This window comes from Enhydrobacter sp. (assembly GCA_025808875.1).
Lineage (GTDB): Bacteria > Pseudomonadota > Alphaproteobacteria > Reyranellales > Reyranellaceae > Reyranella.
In genome coordinates this window covers 3,585,325-3,603,560 of record CP075528.1, presented here as the reverse complement: position 1 = coordinate 3,603,560, position 18,236 = coordinate 3,585,325, and the positions used below count along the sequence as shown (strand labels likewise).

Genomic DNA, 18,236 nt, shown 5'->3' with positions numbered 1-18,236 from the left:
GCGATGAACGTCGCCGCCATGCAACGCCTGATCGCCGAACTGCGGCAGTCGGGCATTTCGGACGAGAATGTGCTGGGGGCCATCGCCGCGGTCGACCGCGAGCGCTTCGTGCTGCCGGCCTTCGCCGAGCGCGCCTGGGAGAACACCGCGCTGCCGATCGCCTTCGGTCAGACCATCAGCCAGCCGCTGGTCGTCGCGGCGATGACCGAGGCGCTGCGCGTCGGTCCGCGCATGAAGGTGCTCGAGATCGGCACCGGCTCGGGCTACCAGGCGGCGATCCTCGCCAAGCTGTCGCGCCGCGTCTACACGGTCGAGCGCTTCAAGCCGCTGTCGAAGGAGGCCGAGCGCCTGCTGATCGGGCTCGGCATCTACAACGTCGTGTTCGACGTCGGCGACGGCAGCAAGGGCTGGCCGGGCCAGGCGCCGTTCGACCGCATCATCGTCACCGCCGCCGCCGAGGAACGGCCGCAGGCGCTGATCGACCAACTTGCCCTGGGCGGCATCCTGATCGTGCCGGTCGGCCGCGACCCGACCAGCCAGGTCGTCGAGCGCATCGTCAAGAGCGAGAGCGGCCTGCAGCGCGACACCCTGATGCCGGTGCGCTTCGTGCCCTTGGTGGCCGGCGCCCTGCCGGTCCTCGGCCAGGGCTGAAAGGGTCAAAAAATCGACGCGCGCCGGATTCCCGCCGGAATCGTCATGCAGTAGAGTAGCGGCATGAAAAGAGCCCCTCGCTTCCCCTCGCGAAGGGCCGGCTGGACACGTACGCTGATCATAACGGCGGCGGTTTCGGCTGCGCTCGGCGCCTGCACTCCCATGGATCGCATCCTCTATGGCGCTCGCGAAGGCACCATAGAGTATCCCGGATCGGCCGCCGGCCCGCAGGCCGTGCCGGTCTATGTCGCCCGGGACAAGGACACCGTCGACGGCGTCGCCGAGCGCTTCGGCGTGTCGAGCCAGACCATCATCGACCGCAACAGGCTGCAGGCGCCCTATTCGCTGCGTGCCGGCCAGTCGATCGAAATTCCCGGCGCCAAGGTGGTGATGCCGCAGAACGCGACGTCGACCCAGGCGGCCTCCACCTCGGCGCCGTCGGCCGTCAAGAAGGACGACCTGCCGCCGCCCGAGGCGGCCGCCGCCGCCAAGCCCGCGGCCGGCGAACCGGTTCAACTCGCGCCACCGCCCGCCAAGGAAGTCACGGTCGCGGCCGCAACGCCGCGCTTTGCCTGGCCGGTCAAGGGCAGGGTCGTGTCGACCTACGGCCAGGGCGCCGACGGCCAGCAGAACGACGGCATCGACATCGCGGCGGAACGGGGCGAGGCGGTCAAGGCGGCCGACGCCGGCACCGTCGTCTATGCCGGCAACGAAGTGCGCGGCATGGGCAACCTGCTGCTGGTCAGCCACAAGGGCGGCTACATCACCGCCTACGGCTACAACGAACAGCTGCTGGTCAAGAAGGGCGACACGGTGAAGAGGGGCCAGGCCATCGCCAAGGTCGGCACGTCGGGCACCTCGACCGAGCCCCGCCTGCATTTCGAGGTCCGTCGCGGCAACAAGACCGTCGATCCGGTGACGGTGCTGCCGCAGCCGTGACGGGCTACACGATTCGTCCGTCCAGTTTGTACTGGCCCTTGCGGTCCTCGATCTCGAGCACCCAGACGTCGGGATCGTACTTCACCTGGCGTTCGATGTAGGCGTCGGCCTCGGCCTCGGTGACCGGCTTGGGTCCGGTGCCGCGACTCCACGCCGGCTCGCCGTCGAGCGAGGTCGCCTGAGCGTAGACCGTGACGCCCGCCTCGAAGCGGTTGATCTTGACCAGCACCGTGCCGGCCTCGTCGTGGCCGTGCCGCACGATGGTCGCGGGGATGAAGGCGCGGTCGCACAGCCGCACCTGCGCGCTCACCCAAAGTCCCGTGGTCAGGCCCATCACCATGGTGGGACCGTCATGCCAGCGCGTCGTCCAACCCGTCAAACACCGCGCGCGCCCCACGCCAGCGGAAGCGCACCAGCGCGAAGGGCAGCGCGTCGAGTGCCGCGCCGTCGCCCTCGGCCAATGCCTGCGGCGCCACCAGGATCGGCCGCATGTCCGGACCGCCGCGCGCCGAGGCGAGCGACAGTGCGCCGACCGCCCTGACGAGCTCCTCCGGCTCGCCGTCGGCGACCAGGGCGAACAGCGGCTGCGGTCCTCCGCCCGCCAGCGAGAAGAGGTCGCGCGCGCCGCCGAGCAGCCCGCGCTTGGCGAGCTCCTCATGCAGCGACGCATCGACCAGCCGCCGGTCGCACGCCACTGCCGCCGAATCGCCGGGGCCGGGTCCGAGGCAAAGCCCGGTCGATCCGGCGGGCATCTCGCCCGCCTTGAAGCGGCGCACCGCGTCGACGAACTGGCCCAACAGCCGCGTCAGCCGCGGATTGTCGAGCGGCGCGATGACCAGCGCCTCGGACTCCCCGCCATCGGGCCAGCGAAGGTCGCGCCATACGCCGTCGGCCAGGAATTCGCGGAAACCGGACTTGCTGAGGCGGCCGGAGTGGGCGAGGTAGAGCGCGCCCGCCTCGTCCGATGCGACGATGCCGGCGACCCTTCGATCGGCGCCCACGCGCGGCAGGTTGATCTCGCAGGTGATGCTCTCGCGGCGGGTCGGCGGACGGGGCGCATGGCCGAGCAGCAACGTCTGGCGCGCGGTGCGCGATTCGAAGGCCCACCAGAACTGGTCGTCGCGGGCCCAGTGGATGGTGGTGCGCAGCTCACCGCCGCGCCAGGTGAGCCGCACGCCGCGCGCCGGAACGCCCTTCAGCGCGCCGGCCAGGCGCTTGATGGCACGCTCGATCCGCCTCGGCTCCCCCACGACCCGCAGCATGGCCGACTGTAGCGCGGTTCGGGCCTTGCCGTCGTGGACAGGTTCGGCCAAGAGAGCCGGCTCCATGGCCGATCCACCCATCCTCGCGCTGTCCGGCGTCCGCTATCGCCTGGGCGACCAGACCGTCCTCGACGGCGTCGAGCTCGCGATCGCGCCCGGCGAGCGGTTGAGCCTGGTCGGCCGCAACGGCGCCGGCAAGTCGACCCTGCTGCGCATCCTGGCCGGCGAGCCGATCGCCGATTCGGGCGAGCGCTTCGTGCAGCCTGGCACGACCGTGGCGAGCCTGCCGCAGGAACCGGATTTCGCGGGCCACGCCACCGTGGCCGACTACGTGGCGTCGGCGGGTGCGCCCGACCATCGCGTGGCGGCCCTGCTGGACGACGTGAAGCTCGACGGGTCGCGCCTGCCGGCCGAACTGTCGGGCGGCGAGGCGCGGCGGGCGGCGCTCGCCCGCGCCCTGGTCGGCGAGCCCGACGTGCTGCTGCTCGACGAGCCGACCAACCATCTCGACCTGCCGACCATCGAATGGCTGGAGGACGTGCTGCTGAACTGGCGGGGCGCCTATGTGCTGGTGAGCCACGACCGGCGCTTCCTCGCCAACCTGGCGCGCGCCGTGCTGTGGCTCGACCGCGGCATCGTGCGCCGCCTCGACCGGGGCTACGGCGCCTTCGAGGCGTGGTCGGCCGACATCCTCGAACGCGAGGCGACCGAGCGTCACAAGCTCGATCGCCTGATCGAGCGCGAGACCGAATGGGCCGGCCGGTCGATCCGCGCCCGCCGCACGCGCAACGAGGGCCGGCTGCGCGCGCTCGCCGAGCTGCGCAAGCAGCGCCAGACTCAGATCGGGCCGACCGGGCGCGCCACCATCGGGGCCGGGCCGGCCGGGCAATCGGGCATCCTCGCCATCGCCGCGCGCGGCGTCTCGAAGTCGTTCGGCGAGAGGGCGATCGTCAGGAACTTCTCGACGCGCATCCGTGCCGGCGATCGTGTCGGCCTGATCGGGCCGAATGGCGCGGGCAAGACGACGCTGTTGCGCCTGCTGATCGGCGAGCTCGAACCGGACGTGGGCTCGGTCAAGCTCGGCGCCAGCCTGACGCCGGTGGTGATCGACCAGCGCCGCATGGCGCTCGATCCGGACAAGACGCCGTGGGAGATCCTGGGCGGCGGCAACGACCACTTGCCGGTGCGCGGGCGGCAGACCCACGTCATGACCTATCTGCGCGAATACCTGTTCCGCGACGAGCAGGCGCGCCAGCCGGTGCGTACGCTGTCGGGCGGCGAGCGCAACCGCCTGCTGCTCGCCAGGGCGCTGGCCGCGCCGTCGAACCTGCTGGTGCTCGACGAGCCGACCAACGACCTCGACGCCGACACGCTCGACCTTCTGCAGGAGGCGCTCTCGGACTACGACGGCACCGTCCTGCTGGTCAGCCACGACCGCGACTTCCTCGACCGCCTCGTTACCTCGACCGTCGCCCTCGAAGGCGACGGCACGGCCATCGAATATGCCGGCGGCTACAGCGACTACCTGCTGCAGCGCGGGCCGCGCGAGAAGTCGGCGCCCGTGGAACGCAAGAACAGGCCCGCACCGCAACGCCAGCGCACTGCACCGGCGAGGCTTGGCTACAAGCGCGAACGCGCGCTCGCCGAGCTGCCGCAGAGGATCGACGCCCTGCATGCCGAGATCGCCGACCTGCATCGAGCACTCGCCGATCCGGATATCTATCGCCGCGACGCCACGTCCTTCCAGGCGAAGACGGCGCGCCTCGCCGCGGCACAGGAAGAGGTCGAGGCGGCGGAGACGGAATGGCTGGAGCTCGAGCTGCTGCGCGAGGAACTCGGCGGCTAGGTGCCTTGGCCGCTCCGAACCGGGTATCCTCCGGCATGGCCGAGATCATGGACAACACGACCATCGCCGCCGCCTTCGCCAAGGCCGTGGCGGCACATGCCGATCGTCCGTTCCTCGCGGTGCCGGCCAACGACGCGCGCGACTACCTTCCCGCGGGCTTCGAGATCACCTATGGCGAGGCTGGCCGGCGGATCGGGGAGCTGGCAACCGTCTACCGGCGAGCGGACTACGGCGTCGGCCACAGAATCGCGACATTGCTGGAGAACCGCCCCGAGCATGTCCTGCACACGCTGGCGCTCAACAGCCTCGGCATCTGCTGCGTGCCGATCAATCCCGACTACCGCGCCGCCGAGATCGCCTACCTGATCGACCACAGCGAGCCCGATCTGGTCGTGACGCTCGGCTCACGGCGGGCCTCGATCGAGCAGGCGCTGGCCGAGAGCGCCCACCGTCCGCCTGTCGTCGTATCGGAAACCTTCCCCGACGGCGTGACGGCGGCGTCGCGCGCGGCGCGCGGCTTCGAGCCCCGGCCCGAGACGCCGGCCAGCATCCTCTACACGTCGGGCACCACCGGGCGGCCCAAGGGCTGCGTGCTGTCGCACGGCTACGAGATCGCCTCAGGCGCCTGGTACGCCTCGCTCGGCGGCATCGCCGGCCTGAGGCTCGCGGCCGACCGCATCTACAATCCCCTGCCGCTCTATCACGCCAACGCCGGCGTGGTTTCCCTGATGGGCGCCATCCTGACCGGCAACTGCCAGATCCAGCCCGACCGCTTCCACGCCCAGCACTGGTGGCGCGAGGTCGCCGAGACGGGCGCCACCATCGTGCACTATCTCGGCGTCATCGCGCCGGTGCTGCTCAAGCTGCCGCCCGGCGAGCACGAGCGGCGCCACAAGGTCCGCTTCGGCATCGGCGCCGGCATCGAGCCCGAGCTGCACGCCGCGTTCGAGAAGCGCTTCGGCTTTCCCATGATCGAGCTGTGGGGCATGACCGAGATGGTGCGTGTGCTGGGCGACACCGTCGAGCCGCGCCAGGTCGGCACCCGCGCCTTCGGCCGCGCCGTGCCGGGCATCGACGTCCGCGTCATCGACGACGAAGACCGCGATGTGCCCAGCGAGATGCCCGGGGAGTTGCTCGTGCGGCACTCGGCGGCGACGCCGCGCCGCGGCTGCTTCTCGGGCTATCTCAAGGACGACGCGGCCACCGAGGCATCGTGGAAGGGCGGCTGGTTCCACACCGGCGACGTGGTGTGGCGCGGCCCGGACGGCATGCTGCATTTCGTCGAGCGCAAGAAGAACATCATCCGCCGCTCGGGCGAGAACATCGCCGCTGCCGAGGTCGAGGCGGTGCTGCTGACCCATCCGGACGTGCAGCAGGCGGCGGTGATGGCGGTGCCCGACGAGCTGCGCGACGAGGAGGTGCTGGCCTGCGTCGTGCTGAAGCGCGACCGGCCGGCCAGGGAGGCGGCAACGGCGCTGTTCCAGCACTGCAACGAGCGGCTGGCCTACTACAAGCCGCCGGGCTGGATCCACGTCGTGCCGAGCTTGCCGACGACCGGAACGCAGAAGATCCAGAAGCACACCATCTATCCCGCCGGCACCGATCCGCGCAGCCTCCCGGACATCATCGACCTCCGGGCGTTGAAGCGGCGGCAGCACGCATGAAAGCGCGCTGAACCATTTCAGCTAATATACCTACATGAAGTCCTTTTCCTTCAGAGATGTCAGCAAAACGCCCTGCGCGGTCCTCGAGGAGGCGCTCAAGTCACCCGTCGTGCTGACCAAGCGCGGCAAGGAATGCTCGTGCTCGTTCCCGCCGACTACTTCAGGCGGCTCGCCGGGCGGCCGGGCGGCCGGGCGCCGAAGCCTATTCCCTCGACGACGTGCCCAAGGAGATCGGCCGGCAACTCGACGAGGGTTTGGACGCCATATTGAATCGGCCGAAGCGCCGATAGGCGTGTTTGAGTTCGGCGAGGTCTGCGAGTTCTCGTGTCTCTGGAAGAGACAGGCCGAGCGGGGCGAAGGGACCGGGCGGCAGGCCATGATCCGACGGCGCTCTTCCTGTCCCCATCACCTCGCAGAGGCCGGCACGGGGCAGGCATGCGATCGCCACCACTCAAATTCCTCTCCCCCGCTAGGGGGAGAGGTAAGGTGAGGGGGGTACGGACGATGTTTCATCAAACGCAAGCGTCGCGGTCCACCTCCATGCATCTCCGAATTCGGATAGCTGAGCTCCCACAGTTCGCCAGTGTCACGATGCCTGTAGATTGTCGTCCAACCACCTTCGTCGACGCCGACCTTCTGAAGCTCGTTCGCGAGCATTTCGTTGATGGTCACGGCATCACCGCGTGCCACTATCCGCCCATTCTCCAGGACCAGGATGTCATTGAGTTCGCGCGGAGGCGACATGCGTTGAGCATTCTATCCGTCGCTGCCCCCTCTCCCAACCTCTCTCCCTAGCGGGGAGAGGAGACTTGAGAGCGTGAGGTTGACGTAACCACCCGCCTCCGCTACCCCCCTCGCCGCCCCCTCAAGGTCCAGGAAGAAGTGCCCGATTCCGCCGTCTCTTCTGTCGCGTCCGATTCAGCCCTGGCCGGTCATCCGGCCGGGTTGCGGCGCACGTTCGCCATCATCTCGCATCCGGACGCCGGCAAGACGACCTTGACCGAGAAGCTGCTGCTGTTCGGCGGCGCCATCCATGTCGCGGGTGCGGTCAAGGCGCGCGGCGAAGCGCGGCGGGCGCGCTCGGACTGGATGAAGATCGAGCAGCAGCGCGGCATCTCGGTCACCACCTCGGTGATGCATTTCGAGTATGGCGGCGCGGTGTTCAATCTCCTCGACACGCCGGGCCACGAGGATTTCAGCGAGGACACCTACCGCACGCTCACCGCCGTCGATTCGGCCGTCATGGTGATCGACGCCGCCAAGGGCATCGAGGCGCGCACGCGCAAGCTGTTCGAGATCTGCCGCCTGCGCGACGTGCCGATCGTCACCTTCATCAACAAGATGGATCGCGAGTCCAAGGATCCGATCGAGCTCCTGGACGAGATCGCGTCCACGCTCGCGCTCGACGTGACGCCGATGAGCTGGCCGCACGGCTCGGGCCGTGACTTCAAGGGCACCTACGATCTCGCGCGCAACCGCATGCTGGTGTTCGACACCGCCGACAAGGGCCGCATCGGCGAGGTGATCGAGAACTACGAGATCACCGATCCCCGGCTTGCCGAGGAAGTCGAGCTGGTACGTGCGGCCTATCCGGCGTTCGATCTCGAGTCCTATCGAGCCGGCCACCTGACGCCGGCGTTCTTCGGCTCGGCCTTGAGCAATTTCGGCGTGAAGGAGCTCTTGGACGCGCTCGTTGCCTGGGCGCCGCCGCCACGCCCGCAGCCGGCCGAGCCGCGCGCCATCCAGCCGACCGAGCCCAAGGTCGCAGGCTTCGTGTTCAAGGTCCAGGCCAACATGGACCCCAACCACCGCGACCGCATCGCCTTCCTGCGTCTCTGCAGCGGCAAGTTCCGCCGCGGCATGAAGCTCACGCAGATGGGCACGGGTAAAACGCTGTCGGTCAACTCGCCGATTCTCTTTTTCGCCCGCGAGCGCGAGATCGTCGACGAGGCCTGGCCGGGTGACATCATCGGCGTGCCCAACCATGGCGTGCTGAGGGTCGGCGACACGCTGACCGAGGGCGAGACGATCAAGATCGTCGGCATCCCCAACTTCGCGCCCGAGATCCTGCGTCGCGTGCGGCTCGAGGATCCGATGAAGTCCAAGCAGCTCAAGCGCGCGCTCGACGACCTCGCCGAGGAGGGCGTCACCCAGGTGTTCCGCCGCGTCATCGGCGGCGATCACATCGTCGGCGTGGTCGGCGAGCTGCAGCTCGACGTGCTGAAGACCCGCGTCGAGGCCGAGTACAACGTCAACATCGATCTGGAACCGGCGCCGTTCGAGACCGCGCGCTGGATCTCGGCCGACAGCAAGGCGGACCTCGAGGCCTTCATGGCGGCCAACCGCGGCGGCATGTCCGAGGACCGCGACGGCGCGCCGGTGTTCCTGGCCCGCAATGCCTGGGAGCTCGGCTACATCGCCGAGAAGAGCCCGAAGGTGAAGTTCTCCGACATCCGCGAACGCAGCTAACGCTTCGGCTCCCACCGGTAGGCCTTGGCGCAGGCGCCGCCCATCAGCATGGCGCGCTCGGAGGAGCTCAAGCGCTTGGTCTCGAGGAACGGCTTCACGGCCTGCTCGTAGTCGACGACGGCGAAGGCGCGCGTCCAGTCGGTGCCCCACAGGCAGCGCTCAAAGCCCCAGGCGTCGAACACGCGCTGCAGCGGATCCCAGATGTCGGGGAAGGGATAGGGTTCCTTCGACAGCGTGCAGGCGCCGCTCACCTTGATCACCACGTTCGACCGCTTGGCGAGCTCCAGCACCTTGGGCAGGTCGGCCCACGGCTGGGGCGGCGCGGGCGGCGTGCGCGGCTGCAGGATGCCCAGATGATCGAGGATGAAGCGCGCGTTGGGATGGCGGTCGATCAGCGCCGTTCCTTCGTCGACCTTGCCCCAGCACAGGAAATTGACCGGCAGATCGTGTTGGACGGCGGCCTTCAGGATGCGGTCGAAGCCGGGATCGGTCGGCGGGCGGGGGTTCTCCTCGCGGAGAAAGATGCGGATCCCAACCGCGCCCGGCTGCTTCTTCCATTCGGCGACGACGTCGGCCACCGCCGGATCGTCAGGGTCGACCGGCTTGACGATGGCCATGCGGTCGCCGTGCTTCTTCTGCACCTCGACGGCATAGCTCGCGTCGTAGCCGTAAAGCGAGAAGGCAGAGATGAAGATCGCGCCATCGACGCCGACCTTGTCCATCGCCGCCACCATCTCGTCGCCCGTCACATGCGGCGGCCAGTTCGGCACGTTGCGCCACGGCCGCTTCGCCGTATTGGCCTCGTAGGCGTGGACCTGGCTGTCGATGATCGCCATTTGAATCTCCTCCTATGTCTTTCTCCTCCCCCGTCTTCGGGGGAGGTGTCGGCGTCTTACGAGGGCACCTCCCCATGTGAATGGGGAGGAGGGCTACGCCTTCTGCTCTGTCACCGGCGTCGTCACCTTTTCCGCGCGCAATCGCGCCAGCTCGTCGGCCTTGAGCGCCAGCAGCTCGGCGAGCACGGCCTCGGTGTGCTGGCCGAGCGTCGGCGCAGGCCGGCGGATCTCGGGCTTGCCGCCGTCGTGCAGGCGGATCGCCGAGATCGGCACGCGCGTGCGGCCGCGCCTGGGATGATCGATGTCGACCCAGAAGCCGCGCGCCTCGAGATGCGGGTCGCGGCTGACCTCGCGCGCTGTCTTGACCGGCGCGCAGGGCACATGCGCCTCGTTGAGGAGCTTCAGCACCTCGTCCTTGGTGCGCGCGATCGTCCAGGCGCCGACGATGTCGTCGACCTCGGCCATGCGCCTGGCGCGACCGATCGTGTTGGCGAAGTCGGGATTGTCGAGCAGGTCGGCCCGCCCCAGCAGGCGGCACATCGAATGCCAGTGCCGCTCGGCCGAGGTGAAGATCGCCACGTAGCCGTCGCTGCACGGATAGGTGTTGTAGGGCGCCATGGCGAGCGCGGGATGGCGGTTGCCGGTGCGGTCGGGCACGTTGGTGTCGCCGTCCATGACCGCGCCCATCGCCGAAGCGAGCGCCGTCACGGCCGCCTCGTGCATGGCGACTTCGACGCGCTGACCCTTCCCGGTCCGTTCGCGTTGAACGAGCGCGCCTAAAATGCCGGCGCAGAGATGGATGCCGGCGAGGAAATCGCAGACCGCGGCGCCGGCCTTGGTCGGCGGGCCGTCGGCGTCGCCGGTGGCGTTGGTGATGCCGCTCATCGCCTGGATGGTGACGTCCATGGCGGCGAGGTCGCGATAGGGCCCGTCGAGCCCGAAGCCCGAACTGCCGCCATAGACGAGTCGAGGGTTCAGTTTGCTGAGCACGTCGTAACCGAGGCCGAGTCGATCCATGACGCCGGCCGCAAAGTTCTCGATCACCACGTCGGCCTTGGCCACCAGCTCGAGGAACAGCGTCTTGCCCGTCGACTGCTTGAGATCGAGCACCACCGACTCCTTGTTGGAGTTCAGCATGACCAGCGGCCACGGCTCGACCTCGCGCTTGCGCCGGCGCACGACATCGCCTTCGGGCGGCTCGATCTTGAGCACGCGCGCGCCCATGAAGCCGAGCTGCAGCCCGCAATAGGGTCCGTTGTAGATCTGCCCGAGATCGAGCACGAGCATGCCGTCGAGTGGGCGGCGGATGGTCATTGGTGTCTTCCTTCCCGTTCGGTTCTCCTCCCCATCGTCTTGCGATGGGGAGGTGCCCGCGCAGCGGGCGGAGGGGTCATGAGCGCCGGCGTTGACGCTCATGACCCCTCCGTCGGCGTATGACGCCGCCACCTCCCCGGCTCCGCCGGGGAGGAGTGATTACTGTGGCGCCAGGTGCTCCTTCTTCCAATGCCGCGCGATGTCGATGCGGCGGGTGATCCAGACGCGCGGGTTGTTCGCCAGCCAGTCGAGTACGCGGGCCAATCCCATCGCACGGCCGGGGTGGGCGATGATGCGATTGTGCAAGCCGAAGCTCAGCATGCGCGGCGGATCCTCCTCGAGCACGCACTGCACGGCGTTCCTGATGTAGGTCTCGTACTCGTCGCCGGTCGTCATGCCCTGGCGGGCGAAGCGCACGTCGTTGTGCACCACCGAGTAGGGCACGATGAGCTGTTGCCGCGCGCCGACCCGGCGCCAGTAGGGCAGCTCGTCGTCGTAGGAATCGCTGTCGTACTCGTAGCCGGCGTCGAGCAGCATGGTCCGCGTGTGGATCGACGGCGCGTAGCGGCTGTACCAGCCGGCCGGACGCGTGCCGATGGTCCGGGCGATGCTCGCCGTCGCCATCTCGATCTGCTTCTTCTCGTGGTCGGGCGCGAGATTGCCGTGGATTTCCCACTTGTAGCCGTGGCCGGCGACATCCCAGCCGGCCTCACGCATGGCGGCGCAGGCCTCGGCGTTGCGTTCCAGGGCGCGGGCGATGGCGAACACCGTGCAGGGCAGCTTGCGCCTGGTGAACAGGCGATGCAGACGCCAGAATCCGGCGCGGCTGCCGTACTCGAACATGCTCTCCGCGCCGAGGTCGCGCCCCTTGACCGATGCCGTCGAGCCCTCGGTCAGGCCGGTCTCGGTGGCTGGATCGCCGTCGGGCACGGCATATTCGCCGCCCTCCTCGTAGTTGATGACGAAATTGACGGCGACGTGCGCGCCGCCCGGCCACCGGGGATCGGGTGGGTTGCGCCCGTAGCCCACGAAGTCCCTGGCGCGGCCGGCTTCCTCATCGGTCATGGGTCGTATCTCCCTGGGGCGACCTTATCGCGAACCGTGAAAATATGCTCTACGCTCCACGCATGACCGACATCGGACGAAGCGATTCCGGCGCACGGCACGGTACAGGCGAGGGTGAACGATCCAGCGTGCCGGCCAATCGCATCTCGCAGATCATTCACGGCAAGCGGGCGATTACGGGTGATACGGCGCTGCGGCTGGGGCACTGGTTCAAGACCAGTGCCGAGTTCTGGCTCAATCTCCAGACAGCGTACGACCTGCGGATCGCTGCCGACGAAGTGGGGCGCTTCGTCGCCAAATTGCCGACGAGACCGGAGATCAAGGGACGGTCCAAGGAGGCCGCGTAGCCCGGATCGCGGCGATTGCCCCCCGAGCGGGCGCATCTTCGCGTCGTCCGCAGCGAGGAGCCGAGCATGACCGCTCCGCCGCCTGTTTGCTCTGCAGCTGGCCCGCGATCAGATGGGACAGAGCATCATCGACGCGGCCGGCTTCCTCATCGGACATGGAATGCTCCTCCGGGAGGGCGAGCTTATCGCGAAGCGGAAGCCATGGGCGCATCGAGCGCTTGCCAGAGCCGACCTGCGAAGCGTAGGTCACTGGCCCAGAGCTGAAATGGACGGACATGGGCGTGACTGAGCCCGCGGGACAGGCGGGCTGGCGCGAGCGGCTGCGTCAGGAGGAGCTGAACGGCTTTGCCTTCGCCTTCAAGGCGCGGAGCGGCGCTCTCGCGGTGATCGTGCTGTGGGTGGTGGTGTCGTCGACCTGGTCGCGGCTGCCCATGCTGATGGCGGCCGCGGCGGCGTTCTTCGCGGTCGGCTGGGTGGCCTACGCCGCGCGCGGCCATCGCCACACCATCGCGATCCAGGGCGCCTGCGCCTTCGCCGACGTGGCGATCCTGGTACTGGCGAGCCATTTCCCCGAGCGGGACTGGAACGAATGGGCGCTGCAGAGCTGGATGCGGCGTTCGGCCTTCCTCTACCTGGTGGCCTACATCGCCTGCAGCGCGCTGACCTTCTCGGTGACGGTGGTGCTGCTCTCCGGCCTGGCCGCCGTGCTGGGCCAACTCGCCTCGTTCGTGTTCGTCATCTACGCCGCCGAGCATGTCGACATGTTCAAGGGCTTCGCGACATCCGGCGCCTACGACCTGCTGCGTCAGCTGACGTCGCTGCAGAACGTCGAACCCTGGGTGTTCATGGTGAACCAGCTCGTTCTGCTCGGCGTGACGACCGGCCTGATCGCCGGGGCGATCTGGCGGGCGCGGCGCCATGTCGAGCGCGCGGTCCAGGCCGAGGCACGCAGCACCACGCTCGGCCGCTATTTCTCGCCCGATGTCGCCCAGCGGCTGGCCGACGAGCCGGCGTCGCTGGAGACCGGCCGGGCACAGGACGCCGCGGTGCTGTTCGTCGACATCATCGGCTCGACGCGGCGCATGGAGGCGCTGCCGCCGGAGCAGGTGATCGAGGCGGTACGGGCCTATCACCAGCGCATCGTGCCGATCGTGTTCCGTCATGGTGGCTCGATCGACAAGTTCCTGGGCGACGGCGTGATGGCGGTATTCGGCGCACCGGAGAAGTCGCCGTCCGCCGCGTACGATGCCGTGCTGTGCGCCGTGGTGATTCTCGACACGATCGATGCCTGGAGCGCCGACCGGGTCGCGCGCGGCAACGTCGCCACCACCGTGGGCATCGGAATCCACTACGGGCCGGTCGTGCAGGGGAATGTCGGCATCGCCGACCGGCTCGAATTCACCACGCTCGGCGATACGGTGAATCTCGCCAGCCGCCTGGAAGGCATGACGCGCCAGGTCGATTCGGGCATCCTGCTGAGTCACGAGGCCCTCGACGCGGCCGAGCGCCTGGCGCCGCTGCCGCCCGGCATCAAGGCGCGCTGCCGCGACCTCGGTCCATTGCCCATCGCCGGCCACGAGGCGCCGATCCACGTCTTCGGCATCGCCAGAAAGGGGAGCCCATGAATCCGACGATCACGCGCATCGATCCCGGTCCGCGCTTGAGCGAGGCCAGCGTCTTCGACGGCCGCATCCATTGCTCGGGCATGATCCCGGAGGACACCTCGCGGGACATCGCCGAACAGGTCGGGCAGGCGCTGGCCGAAATCAACTCTCTTCTGGCGAAGGGCGGCAGCGACAAGTCGAATATCCTGTCGGCGGTGATCTGGCTCGCCGACATCGGCGACTTCGCCGCCATGAACGCGGTGTGGGACGCCTGGGTGGTGCCCGGCCATGCGCCGGCGCGCGCCACCGTCCAGGCCCGACTCAACGACCCCAGGATGAAGGTAGAAATCATGGTCGTGGCGGCGGTCCAACTGCTAAGGTCCGCCCCGCCTTTGGAGGAGGAAGACAACATGGCAATCAAGCGCATCAACGCCGGGCCCCGCATGTCGAGCGCCGTCGTGCACGGCAACACGGTCTATCTCGCCGGGCTGACGGCCGACGACACGTCGCAGGACGTCAAGGGTCAGACCGCCCAGATCCTGGCCAAGATCGACAAGTTCCTGAAGGACGCCGGCAGCGACAAGTCGAAGATCCTGTCGGCCAACATCTGGCTGACCGACATCGGTACCTGGAGCCAGATGAACGAGGTGTGGGACAAGTGGGTGTCGCCCGGAAACACGCCGGCCCGCGCCACGGTCGAGGCCAAGCTCGCCAACCCCGCACTCAAGGTCGAGATCATGGTGCAGGCGGCGCTGTAGTCCCGACGCGAGCGGGCGAAGGAAAAGGGCCGGCCGTTGCCGGCTCTTTTTGCGTCGGGAGAGTCAGATTCGCGCCCGGCGCCGGAATCGGGGGGTCGAATCGCCCTCCGATGCAGATGCCATCGGCATCGGACGGAATCCATCGACCCGATTAGGTCCTCGAGGGCGCGTCGAGGTAAAATGCGCGCATGAGCACCCTGACCACACCCGGCCGCGAGGGCCGTGCGGGATTTCCCGTATCGACGTTCTGTTTCGCCAATCGCCCGCCGACCCGTCCTCCCGACACGTGACCGGAGGTTTGCGCAGTTCCCGCAGTTTGCGCAACGCATTCCGGCAGAGAGCAGGCACACCACCCTGAGGGCGTCTCGAGCGGGTGCTCGCGACGTCGATTGTCCGGCGACACCCCGCCGGAGGTTTCCGCGATTTCCGCGATTTCCGCGACGAGGTCGGGAGGCACTCCACACTCCGCCAGACGCGCTCCGGGGACTTCTCGGCCTTTCCGCCACAGGAAACACGTTCGTGTACGTGCAATTCTCCCGTCCTACCGGCTGCTGAACACGGGCTTGCGCTTTTCCACGAACGCCGCGACCGCCTCCTTGTGGTCGGCGGTGCGCGAGGCCAGCACCAGCCGCTCGGCCTCGCGATGCAGTGCCGTCGGATAGTCGACGTGCAGCGCGTCGTCGAGATTGTCCTTCATGCCGGCGAGCGCCACGCGCGGCCCCTCGGCCAGCGACTTGGCGAGCGTGAAGGCCTCGTCGCTGAGCCCGGTGTCGTCGACGACGCGGTTGACGAGGCCGATGCGCTCGCAGCGCTCGGCATCGACCCGTTCGGCGGTGAACATCAGCTCGCGCGCCCGCGCCGAGCCGACCGCGCGGGTCAGCAGCCAGGCGATGCCGTAATCGCCCGACAGCGCGACCCGCGCGTAGCCCGTGCTGACGAAGGCCGATCGGGCGGCGATCCGGATGTCGCAGGCGAGCGCGATGGCGAGCCCCGCGCCCGCCGCCGCGCCGGGCAGCGCGGCGATGGTCGGCTTGCGCACCGCAACCAGGGCGCCGGTCAGGTTGGCCTGACGCCAGCGCAGGTCGGCGAGCCGTTCCTCGAAGCTCATCTGGCCGCGCGGGCCGCGGCCGCCCATGCCCTTGACGTCGCCGCCCGAGCAGAAGGCGGTGCCGGCGCCGGTGATCAGCAGGGCGCCGACGTCCGGATCGGCGCCGCGCTCCTTGATCTGGGTGCGCAGCGCCGGCGTCAGCTTGTCCGACAGGGCGTTGCGCGCCTCCGGCCGGTTGAGCGTGATCAGCGCGACGCCCTCGCGCACGGAACACAAAAGTTCATTTGTGCCGGTATCGATTTCCATGGAACCCTCCGTCGCCATGACCTTCCCGATCACCGAACACACCGTCAAGACGAGGCGCCACACCACGGGCTATCTCGCCTGCGGTGCGGAAGCCGCGCCGTTGCTGGTCTTCTGCCACGGCTGGCCCGAGCTCTCGCTGTCGTGGCGCCATCAGCTGCCGGTCTTCGCCGCGCTCGGCTTCCGCTGCGTCGCGCCCGACATGCGCGGCTACGGTCGCTCGAGCACCTACCCGCGGCACGAGGACTTCGCGCAGGAGACGATCGTCCAGGACATGCTCGAGCTGCTGGCGGCGCTGGGGCGGGAGAGGGCGGTGTGGATCGGCCACGACTGGGGCAGCCCCGTGGTCTGGAACGTGGCGAGCCACCATCCCGAGCGCACCGTCGGCGTCGCGAGTCTCTGCGTGCCCTATCTCTCGCAGGGCTTCTCGCTCGAGCAGATCGTGGCACTGGTCGATCGCGGGCTCTATCCCGAGGCCGAGTATCCCGCCGGACAGTGGGACTACATGCTCTTCTATCGCGAGAACTTCGAGCGGGCCTGCGCCGCGTTCGACGCCCATCCGCGCAACGTCGTGAAGGCGCTGTTCCGCAAGGGCAGCCCGGACGGCGCGGGCAGGCCGTCGCGCACCGCGGCGGTGCGCAGGGCCGGCGGCTGGTTCGGCGGCGGGCCGTGTCCCGACCTGCCGCGCGACGGCGACGTCATCAGCGAGCAGGATCTGGAGGCCTATGCCGCCGCACTCGAGCGCAACGGCTTCTTCGGGCCGGATTCCTGGTACATGAACCACGAGGCCAATGCCGACTATGCGCGGCGCGCCGTGAATGGCGGCCGGCTCGCCATGCCGGTGCTCTTCCTGCACGGCGCCTACGACTACACCTGCGAGACCATGACCTCGCGCCTCGCCGCGCCGATGCGCCGCGACTGCGGCGACCTCACCGAGGTCGTCGTGAAGTCGGGCCACTGGATGGCGCAGGAGCGGCCGGTCGACGTCAATCGCGCGCTCGCCCGATGGCTGGCGACCAGGCTGCCTGCCTACTGGTCGCCATAATTGCGCGATTCCATGGGAGACCAACTCATGGAGGCTTCGGTGCGCCCGTTGTCGATCGTCGTCGTGGCCATGTCCGGCATCCTCGTCGCGTCGGGTGCGTGGGCGCAGAAGGACAAGGATGACAGGCCGGGCCGCGGCCAGGGTCAGGGCCAAAGCCAGACTGCTCCGGGCCAGGGCGGCGGGCCGCCGGCGTCCGCCGGACCGTCGAGTGCCGGGCCGCGCCGGGCGGCGTCGCCGGGCCCTCAGGTCGATATCGTCATATCCGATCGCGACCGCGGCACGACCTACTCCTACTATCGCCGGGAATTCGCCGCGGGCCATTGTCCGCCGGGCCTCGCGAAGAAGAACAACGGATGCCTTCCGCCCGGTCAGGCCAAGAAGATGTGGAGCCTCGGTCGGCCGCTGCCGGCGGGTGTCGTCTACTACCCCTTGCCTGGCGCCTTGCTCGGTCTGTTGTCGCCGGCTCCGGCCGGCCACGAATATGTGCGCGTTGCCAACGACATCCTGCTCATGGCGGTGGGCACGCGCATGATCGTCGGCGCATTAGCCGATCTCGGCGCTCTCTAGCCCGTTCTGGCGCGCGTCGCCGCGCGTCGCGCGAGACTCTCCTTCGGCCACGTCGCCTCGCGGTCGTAGAACTCGGGCACGGCGCGGGCGCCCTCGGGCAGCACGACCCAAGGCTGCTTCGACGCGGTGAAGATGTGGACGTCGGGCGGCATGGCGTCGGGCCTGTCGAGCGTGCCGACGCGCATGAAGCGCACGGCGTCGCCGGCGCCGGGATAGTTGCTCCACACGGCGATGCGGCAGGTCCGGCAGCGCCAGATCTTCTGTCCCTTGCCGCTCAGCGACGGCGTCAGCACCATTTCGGGCTGGCCGCTCAGCAGCTCGACCCGGTCGGCCTCGATCATGGCGTTGAGCGCGAACGCCGTGCCGGTCTCGCGCTGGCACCAGCGGCAGTGGCAGCAATGCACGAACATCGGCCGGCTCGTCATGCGATAGCGAACCTGCCGACAGGTGCAGCCGCCCTCGAAGGTCTCGTTGCCGCTCATCGTGTCGCCCCATAGCATCGCGCGGAAAGGGAGCAT

18 protein-coding genes and 1 pseudogene are annotated in these 18,236 nt (G+C 68.8%); 11 read left to right on the top strand and 8 right to left on the bottom strand.

Translation table 11 applies throughout. From position 1 onward, the window contains the following. Positions 1 to 3: 3 nt before the first annotated feature. Together KIT25_17930 and KIT25_17925 are read left to right on the top strand one after the other, a co-directional pair. Positions 4 to 651: a protein-L-isoaspartate(D-aspartate) O-methyltransferase gene (locus tag KIT25_17930; GenBank protein ID UYN97977.1), complete on the top strand. Its 648-nt coding sequence runs from the start codon at positions 4 to 6 to the stop codon at positions 649 to 651. Positions 652 to 714: 63 nt separating this feature from the next. After that, positions 715 to 1,590 (top strand): M23 family metallopeptidase, encoded by an 876-nt coding sequence (locus KIT25_17925; GenBank protein ID UYN93913.1) that lies wholly within the window; start codon positions 715 to 717, stop codon positions 1,588 to 1,590. A gap of 4 nt (positions 1,591 to 1,594) precedes the next feature. Here KIT25_17925 and KIT25_17920 read toward each other — a convergent pair whose 3' ends face one another. Continuing rightward, complete coding sequence (locus tag KIT25_17920; GenBank protein ID UYN93912.1) at positions 1,595 to 1,930, bottom strand: DUF1491 family protein; 336 nt, start codon at positions 1,928 to 1,930, stop codon at positions 1,595 to 1,597. 10 nt (positions 1,931 to 1,940) lie between these two features. Further along, complete coding sequence (locus KIT25_17915) at positions 1,941 to 2,903, bottom strand: hypothetical protein (protein ID UYN93911.1); 963 nt, start codon at positions 2,901 to 2,903, stop codon at positions 1,941 to 1,943. A gap of 13 nt (positions 2,904 to 2,916) precedes the next feature. On the opposite strand from KIT25_17915, the gene KIT25_17910 reads away from it, so the two are divergent. Both KIT25_17910 and KIT25_17905 read left to right on the top strand, forming a co-directional pair. Beyond that, the gene (locus tag KIT25_17910) at positions 2,917 to 4,698 is read left to right on the top strand and encodes an ATP-binding cassette domain-containing protein (GenBank protein ID UYN93910.1); all 1,782 of its coding nucleotides are present in this window, start codon (positions 2,917 to 2,919) and stop codon (positions 4,696 to 4,698) included. A 35-nt stretch (positions 4,699 to 4,733) separates the two neighbouring features. After that, complete coding sequence (locus KIT25_17905; protein ID UYN93909.1) at positions 4,734 to 6,362, top strand: AMP-binding protein; 1,629 nt, start codon at positions 4,734 to 4,736, stop codon at positions 6,360 to 6,362. Positions 6,363 to 6,767: 405 nt separating this feature from the next. Here KIT25_17905 and KIT25_17900 read toward each other — a convergent pair whose 3' ends face one another. Further along, the gene (locus KIT25_17900; GenBank protein ID UYN93908.1) at positions 6,768 to 7,106 is read right to left on the bottom strand and encodes a hypothetical protein; all 339 of its coding nucleotides are present in this window, start codon (positions 7,104 to 7,106) and stop codon (positions 6,768 to 6,770) included. A 138-nt stretch (positions 7,107 to 7,244) separates the two neighbouring features. Here KIT25_17900 and KIT25_17895 point away from each other — a divergent pair, with 138 nt between their 5' ends. After that, positions 7,245 to 8,831 (top strand): peptide chain release factor 3, encoded by a 1,587-nt coding sequence (locus KIT25_17895; GenBank protein UYN93907.1) that lies wholly within the window; start codon positions 7,245 to 7,247, stop codon positions 8,829 to 8,831. Here KIT25_17895 and KIT25_17890 read toward each other — a convergent pair. From KIT25_17890 to KIT25_17880, 3 genes are all read right to left on the bottom strand, one after another. Further along, the gene (locus tag KIT25_17890) at positions 8,828 to 9,667 is read right to left on the bottom strand and encodes an amidohydrolase (protein ID UYN93906.1); all 840 of its coding nucleotides are present in this window, start codon (positions 9,665 to 9,667) and stop codon (positions 8,828 to 8,830) included. The genes KIT25_17895 and KIT25_17890 overlap by 4 nt on opposite strands. Before the next feature lie 93 nt (positions 9,668 to 9,760). Continuing rightward, a complete protein-coding gene (locus tag KIT25_17885) occupies positions 9,761 to 10,981 on the bottom strand; it encodes a CoA transferase (GenBank protein UYN93905.1) in 1,221 nt (406 codons plus the stop codon). 159 nt (positions 10,982 to 11,140) lie between these two features. Continuing rightward, positions 11,141 to 12,046, bottom strand: a complete 906-nt coding sequence (locus KIT25_17880; protein UYN93904.1) for a polysaccharide deacetylase family protein — start codon at positions 12,044 to 12,046, stop codon at positions 11,141 to 11,143. A gap of 44 nt (positions 12,047 to 12,090) precedes the next feature. On the opposite strand from KIT25_17880, the gene KIT25_17875 reads away from it, so the two are divergent. From KIT25_17875 to KIT25_17860, 4 genes and pseudogenes are all read left to right on the top strand, one after another. Then, complete coding sequence (locus KIT25_17875; protein ID UYN93903.1) at positions 12,091 to 12,393, top strand: HigA family addiction module antidote protein; 303 nt, start codon at positions 12,091 to 12,093, stop codon at positions 12,391 to 12,393. A gap of 281 nt (positions 12,394 to 12,674) precedes the next feature. Beyond that, a complete protein-coding gene (locus KIT25_17870; protein UYN93902.1) occupies positions 12,675 to 14,018 on the top strand; it encodes an adenylate/guanylate cyclase domain-containing protein in 1,344 nt (447 codons plus the stop codon). Beyond that, positions 14,015 to 14,365: pseudogene (locus KIT25_17865) on the top strand (RidA family protein). Before KIT25_17870 ends, KIT25_17865 begins: the two are co-directional and overlap by 4 nt. 42 nt (positions 14,366 to 14,407) lie before the next feature. Then, positions 14,408 to 14,755 (top strand): RidA family protein, encoded by a 348-nt coding sequence (locus KIT25_17860; protein UYN97976.1) that lies wholly within the window; start codon positions 14,408 to 14,410, stop codon positions 14,753 to 14,755. Between the two features lie 541 nt (positions 14,756 to 15,296). Here KIT25_17860 and KIT25_17855 read toward each other — a convergent pair. After that, positions 15,297 to 16,109 carry an enoyl-CoA hydratase/isomerase family protein gene (locus KIT25_17855; protein ID UYN93901.1) on the bottom strand — a complete coding sequence of 271 codons (813 nt, stop codon included), beginning with the start codon at positions 16,107 to 16,109 and terminating at the stop codon, positions 15,297 to 15,299. Between KIT25_17855 and KIT25_17850 the strand changes: the two genes are divergently transcribed. Continuing rightward, complete coding sequence (locus KIT25_17850; protein ID UYN93900.1) at positions 16,108 to 17,151, top strand: alpha/beta hydrolase; 1,044 nt, start codon at positions 16,108 to 16,110, stop codon at positions 17,149 to 17,151. The genes KIT25_17855 and KIT25_17850 overlap by 2 nt on opposite strands. Positions 17,152 to 17,178: 27 nt before the next feature. Beyond that, on the top strand, positions 17,179 to 17,718 hold the full coding sequence (locus tag KIT25_17845; GenBank protein ID UYN93899.1) for a hypothetical protein: 540 nt from the start codon (positions 17,179 to 17,181) through the stop codon (positions 17,716 to 17,718). On the opposite strand, the gene KIT25_17840 is transcribed toward KIT25_17845, so the two are convergent. Further along, positions 17,715 to 18,236: a GFA family protein gene (locus tag KIT25_17840; protein ID UYN93898.1), complete on the bottom strand. Its 522-nt coding sequence runs from the start codon at positions 18,234 to 18,236 to the stop codon at positions 17,715 to 17,717. The genes KIT25_17845 and KIT25_17840 overlap by 4 nt on opposite strands.